The 6,420-nt window shown below is 59.2% G+C and carries 3 protein-coding genes and 2 pseudogenes; all 5 read right to left on the minus strand.

Annotated elements, in window-relative coordinates; all coding sequences use genetic code 11:
- Nucleotides 1-449: 449 nt before the first annotated feature.
- Nucleotides 450-1,754: pseudogene (locus EN925_RS18070) on the minus strand (pitrilysin family protein); the annotation flags it as partial.
- Between the two features lie 276 nt (nucleotides 1,755-2,030).
- Nucleotides 2,031-2,303 (minus strand): hypothetical protein, encoded by a 273-nt coding sequence (locus EN925_RS18075; protein ID WP_024505391.1) that lies wholly within the window; start codon nucleotides 2,301-2,303, stop codon nucleotides 2,031-2,033.
- 1,401 nt (nucleotides 2,304-3,704) lie between these two features.
- Nucleotides 3,705-5,033 carry a HAMP domain-containing sensor histidine kinase gene (locus EN925_RS18080; RefSeq protein ID WP_063169275.1) on the minus strand — a complete coding sequence of 443 codons (1,329 nt, stop codon included), beginning with the start codon at nucleotides 5,031-5,033 and terminating at the stop codon, nucleotides 3,705-3,707.
- A complete protein-coding gene (locus EN925_RS18085) occupies nucleotides 5,030-5,689 on the minus strand; it encodes a response regulator transcription factor (RefSeq protein WP_024505389.1) in 660 nt (219 codons plus the stop codon). The genes EN925_RS18080 and EN925_RS18085 overlap by 4 nt, the downstream gene beginning before the upstream one ends.
- Nucleotides 5,690-6,308: 619 nt before the next feature.
- Nucleotides 6,309-6,420: pseudogene (locus EN925_RS18090) on the minus strand (integrase); the annotation flags it as partial.

The raw sequence follows: 6,420 nt of genomic DNA on the forward strand, positions 1-6,420 counted from the left end.
GCGTTAGGGTCTCGCTCGCTGCCGACGATGCGGGAGACAATCTCGGCGCGGACGCGATCGATCGGCCCCTGCTCGAAGCGCGGCGCGTTCAGCGCGAGCCGAAGCAGGCCGAACGCCGCGTCCTGCTTTTTGGAAAGCATGCACATCGATCCGTAGATGTCGTCGCTTTGCGCGTCCAAACTCATTTCGGCGCCGGCATGGTCGAGCTTCACCTGGAAGGCACCGCTGTCGTAATGGCCAGCGCCTTCGATGAACAGGCCGGCCATCAGTTTGGCCATCCCCTCCTTCCCGACCGGGTCCTGCTTGGTGCCGCCCTTGAAGGCAAAGCCGATGTTGACGATTTCCACTGTGTGGTCCTCCACCAGCCAGGCGATGATGCCCTTTTCGGACTTCACCTCCTGGATGTTCATCGCAGCATGGGGCCGAGCGCCGAGCGTCATCTCTTGATTCTCCGTCTTGGGCAAGAGATAGCCCGTGGTCGAACGGTCGAACGCGAGATAGCGGGCGGCAACTGCTTTGATTTGCTCGGGGGTAACCTTGCGGATGCGATTCGGCCGTTCCTCGACATCCTTCACGGTACCGCCGGTGGCCAGCGTCGAGCCGTAGATGCTGGCGAGCCAGTCCAGGTTGTCTTCCGCAAAGATCATATTGAGCAAATAGTGGTCCTTGGCCTTGCCTAGTTCCTCGTTGCTGACACCATCCTCGGCAATGCGGGCAACTTCGGCAGCGGCCGCCGCTTCGAGATCAGCCAGCTTGGCATCGCCGCGCGGTGCGCCATAGATGGCGAACTTGGTGTCGTCGAGCATAGTGCCCTGGAAATAGACGCGGGCGCTGGAAGCGATACCTTGCTGGACAGCGAGCGCCTGGTAGAGCCGGCCGCGGTTACCGCCGCCGAGAATTTCGGCCAGCAGGTCGAGCGCTTCGGCCTCGCCCGGCTTGGCGGTGTGGTAGGACGGCACCACCCACTGCGTCGAAAAACTGGGCACGCTGACGCGGGCGTCTGAGAGCGTGACGGTGCGCCTGGTGTTCTGCTCGGGCTCAACCGGCCGGATGCGCGGCGGCAGGTCAGGTCCGCGCGCCACCTTGCCATAGGTCTTTTCGGCCAGCGCCCGCACCGTGTCCGGTTCGACATCGCCGGCCACGATCAGCACGGAGTTGTTGGGCCAGTAGTACTTTTCATAGAAGACGGTGGCGTCGACGCGGTTCAGCTGCTCGATCTCCTGCATCCAGCCGATGATCGGGATGCGATAGGGGTGGTTCTGCCACAGCGTCGCGTCGATCTCCTCATGGAGAACGTCCTGCGGGTTGGTGTCGGTGCTTGAGCGGCGCTCCTCGATGACCACATCGCGCTCGGTCTTGACGACATCGTCGGTCAGGATGAGGTTTCGCATTCGGTCGGCCTCGAAGCTCATCATCAGCTCGAGCGCCGACGGCGCCACTGTCTGATAGAAGGCGGTGTAGTCGGAGGAGGTGAAGGCGTTGTTGGAGCCGCCGATCTCGAACACTGCGCGGTCGAATTCGCCGCCCGCATGGTTGGTCGTCGCCTTGAACATCAGATGCTCGAAGAAATGGGCGATGCCGGATTTGCCCGGCGGCTCGTCGGCGCTGCCGATCTTGTACCACACCATGTGGGTGACGATCGGCGCCCGGTGGTTGGGAATGACGACCACCTCCATGCCGTTGTCGAGCACGAAATCCCTCGCCTTGCCGTCCTCCCATGCGACGGGGATCGGAGCCGGCCCCGCGCCGACCAACTCGGACGCAACGGACGTCCTGCGAAGCCCATGAGTGCGGGGCTTGCTTGGTAGTTCTGGTAGGGAGAGTGGGGTTATGGGCTGCGTTCCTGGCAAAGTGATCTGTTCCTCATTTTGAAGGATCTATGTCTCCCGAACGCCTATTGGGAGAAAGTGGATCGGCACGCGACGCCGAGCCACATGAGCCGTCAGCGTGTTGCTGGGCCTGACGCGAGCCTCATCTTTGGATGCGTCCGGGAAACTTTCGGCATGGTGAGGCCATGGGAAGTCTGCTCGTTATCCATTGGGTGTTTGCGGATACCTGAGCATGCCCCGTGCCAAGTAAGAAAGCCCCGATTCGCAAGGTTTGATCCAACCTTGATACTTGCGATATCCGACATTGTCGGGCATCCGACAGAAAGCGCCTTTCGCCGGCGCGCCGGCTATGACGCTCGCCTCCTCCGGCGTGACGACGATCCTTTGGCGGGCGCCGCGCACACCGATCTGCCCGCCTATCAGCACCGCGACATCGAAGGACAGCGCGATCGTGACTGGATGGGTCTTACGCAAACATGCAGCAGTGCCACCGCGATCAGGACTTCATCCGCCCCACAAAGACCCGAGCGCGAGGGACGACGTGTAAGGCAACATGTCATCCTCGATAATGATGCCGCGCATAAAGAGGTAAGGTCCCTCGTCGTACCGGCGAGCCCCTTCGCTGGGTCTCGCGAGGGTCTGGTTTGCGAACGTCGACCGACAGCATCACGGCATGGGCGGCCCCATCGGTAGGCAAGCATTGACCGTGCCATCAGCGTTGAGGCAGCGCAGAGCCCAATTTCCCGGTGCCAGCCGGTACGTTGGAGCTTCAACTGTGGCCAGCCAAGCGGGCCGAGGCCGTGAAACTCCTGATACCCTGGACCGTCCGGATTGCAACGCACGACGCCTTGGTCTCGCGCCAACGTCCATTGACGCTCAGCGAAGCATCATGCGGACGAGCTGGGAAAGCTTGGCCGGGCCGGCGCCTTCCCAGGCGCATGGGACGCGCGACGACCCATGTGGACCTTGGATTTCACTACGCACTTACGCTGCTTTGGCCTTGTCAGCAGCCTGAGCATAAAGCGTGCTCAGCTTTCAGGGCGAGCCTCTTTCATGTTGATAGCATCTGTCGTCATTCAGGATCGCCCCATTTTCGCATGCCGCTTGCAGCTTTCAGACTGTTGTCAGCCAGGGCCGCCATAAAGGGTCTCGTTTAACGCATTCGGGAGGCTTCATCACTCGACCACATTAATTTCGGGCCGTTCGCCGGCGCTCCGAATGGCACTTAACACCAGATCCTCTCCAAACCCGTGATGATCCAAGAGGAAAACGAAAAATCCCTAAATCATAAAAAAGCACCGATACGGTCGGCTCCAGGCTGATGAAATTGCGGTCTCACTGGCCACGCACGATACTTGCGATGGCGATGGCCATTGCAAAGGCCGGTCAAGCACCCAAGACGCTGACAAGCACGCCTCCGACCAAAGCTCGATCGTTGGCAGCCTTTCTAGCCGTATACTTGGGGCATTTTGGGACGGCGATCCGGACGCCGATTAAAACCTGCCGGTCGTCTAAATGGAATGGTTGGTCCGGGTCCTTACTGGACCTGCGCCAACCCGATCGGGCCGGCGCACAGGGGCACCCAGACAATTGGACACGTCGCCTTTGCGCGGCGGCTTGCACTTTCTCGGATGGCCTTTTTTCTCCCCGGGCGAAATCGAGCGAGCGGTGAGGCGGAGCCTTCGATTTTGCCGATCATGTCGTGTCGCTTCGATCGAACTGCTCAGACGATGATAGCGGCATTGATTGCCGCGGCCGAAATGCGTTGTGTGAAGTACGATTTCTACGCCGTATACATACTGCCGTACAGTTCGCCCTGTCAGCAGCCTTGCCAGCAATCCGCCCTGTGTCCAACTGTCGTCGAATTCACCGGTGTCATTGAGGAATTCGTATGATCGCCTCGAAACCATCATTGCGACCGCGGGCGGGCGACGCAAGCTCTAGACTGCCACCGATCCGCTGGATAACCATGTTAGCGATATGTAGACCAAGGCCTGAGCCCGCAGCAGGAGTAGCACCACGACTAAATCGCTTTGTAAGCCCTTCGAGGTCGGGGAGGGGCACCACCGGTCCGGCGTTTGCAATAGCGATGGTTCCATCAGTTTGGACGGAAACTGTTGTCGGAACAGTGGGCAGTCCATGTATCAGCGCATTCTCGATCAGGTTACGAAGGAGGATCCCAAACGCATCGACATCCACTTTGCGCATCAAAGTGGGGCAGCCGTCGACGTTAAGATGCAGGCGTCCGGCATATTGCGGCTTTTTCCTCAGGTCATCGATTTCCAGCCGAACCGATCGGACAAGATCGATCGCGTGATCCGCCATGCCAACCCCCGATTCGGCTTGAGCGAGCTGAAGCACTTTTTCGACAAGGCGGCCAAGGCTCGACAGCGCTTGCTCGATGCCGCGCGCACGCATTTTGGCCGACCCATTGGGAAGCTCGGCCACTAATCTCTGCATCTGAGCGATTGAACCTGCGATCGGCGTGCGCAGTTCATGCGCACTGTTTGCGGCGAACTCGCGTTCGGCCTCGAGAGCCGCCCGCAGACGATCGAGAAGCCGATTGACGGATGCCGCGATTGGAGCCAACTCTGCCGGGAAATCGCCCAAGTCCATTGGTGACAGATTGCCGCCGTCGCGCGATCCGATCTGCTGTCGCAGTACCTCGATTGGCCGCAGCGAGCGCCGGATCACGATCCACCAAACAGCTAAGCTAAAGGGCAGGAGCACGAGTGTCGGAAGGAAGACAAAAAGTGCGCCCTTCGCGATTGTGGTACGGCGGCCATCAAGCGGTTCGGCCAACTGATGATACACGCCGTCTTGGATCTCCTCTGTGTAGACGCGGTAATCAGCGTTTCGCCAAAAGCCGTTACTCAGGGGAGCATCAGGGAAGGGCTGCTGACCCTCTTCCGGTTCAGAAATAAGCACTACCCCGTACTTATTAATAACCTGCTCACGATAGGTCCAGTACTTTTCATAAGTTGGCAAGTGGTTATTGTATTGATCAACGTGTTTTCCATTCAAGACCTTGATCAGCTCTGGTTCTCTGTACTCTGCGCTCCCCTGGAGCAAGTCATCCGAACTTTCGTTTACATTATTGCAAAAAATGAACGCAGCAATGGTTGGGGCGGCGATCCAAACCAGGAGCGTTGCCCCGCCTAACCACGATATCAGCTTTCTCGTCATGCTGTTCGAGTTCGTCATGTGACCACGAGCCTGTATCCGGAGCCACGCACGGTTGCTATTCTATCCCCGCCGATCTTCTTGCGGAGCCGGCTGACATAAACCTCCACTGTGTTGCTCTCGAACTCCGAATTGAATGAATAAAGCGCGTGCTCGATCCTCCCCTTTGAAACGACCGAACCGGGCCGGCGTAGAAGGCAGTCGAGCACCGCCCATTCGCGTCCAGACAGGTGGACCTCCTGCCCGTCGCGGAAGAGGCGTCGCTCGGCTGCCTGTATGGAAAGCGTCCCAACCGAAAATTGCGGCTCCGGAAAATGCCCTTGGCGACGTGCCACTGCACGGATGCGTGCCGAGAGTTCCCCCAGATCGAACGGCTTGACCAAATAGTCGTCGGCGCCAGCGTTGAGCCCCTCGATGCGATGCGAAATCCGATCGCGGGCTGTCAGAATGATGACCGGCGTTGTATCAAGCCCCTTGATCAGCTCCCGCAGATAGTCGATGCCATTGCCGTCCGGCAGGTGAACGTCGAGCAAAATAACGTCGTAGCCGGCCACAGCTGCATGACCGCGCGCTCCGGACAGGCCCTCGGCCCAGTCGACCGCGTGGCCACCAGCCACCAAATGATCGTGCACAGCACTTCTAAGGTCGTCGTCGTCTTCAATGAGCAGTATTCGCATCAGGCTGCCGAGCTCCGGTATGAGGGCAAGGCTCCTGCCTTATTGATCGAAGCTGACAGTAGGCTGAACCGGCGCCAGCGAATATCTGGGGGCTTTCAGGCTGCTGTCAGCTACAATTGCAAGAAAGGGGTCGTTAACAAAGCCAAACGAAGAGGCCTTATGAAACCCCTCCTGATCTCGGCACTTTTGCTCAATGTGACCACCGGCGGCTGTACACTGGTTGGCGGGCAATTCGACGTGGCGGTCAACGAATGGCAGCCGCGCCACGCGTCAATGTCCAGGCTTGAAACTGACAGGTGTCTTAAATACGAGGGCACCGTAGCGGGTGCCTCCAGTTATCGAACAGTGCCTAGCAGGTCAGAAGTGCACTTTGACCATAGGGGTCGTCCGTATTTTCGGCGCTCGCGAACAGAGTCGACGGTCAATCGATGCGCCACTGCCAGAGTCTGGAACGGTCAAGTGTTTGTTATCCCCCGTCCGGGCCATATTCTCTGCCGAGGACCAAGAAGGCCCTATTTTCGGTGCCCACGAACAGAGCCAACGGTCAATCGATGCGCCACTGCCAGGGTCTGGAACGGTCAAGTGTTTGTGATCCCCTGTCCCGGCCGTGTTCTCTGCCGAACTCGCCCTTGTAGTCGGCACACCAAAGATCGTTAGGGCGACAGCCGTTTGAAAGTGGTGTCCCCGTCGCCCTGTTGCGCCTGCGCTTGCGGCGCTCGACCATGCCGTGG

This window comes from Mesorhizobium sp. M7A.F.Ca.US.006.04.2.1, from assembly GCF_004022915.1.
Classification (GTDB): Bacteria; Pseudomonadota; Alphaproteobacteria; order Rhizobiales; family Rhizobiaceae; genus Mesorhizobium; species Mesorhizobium ciceri.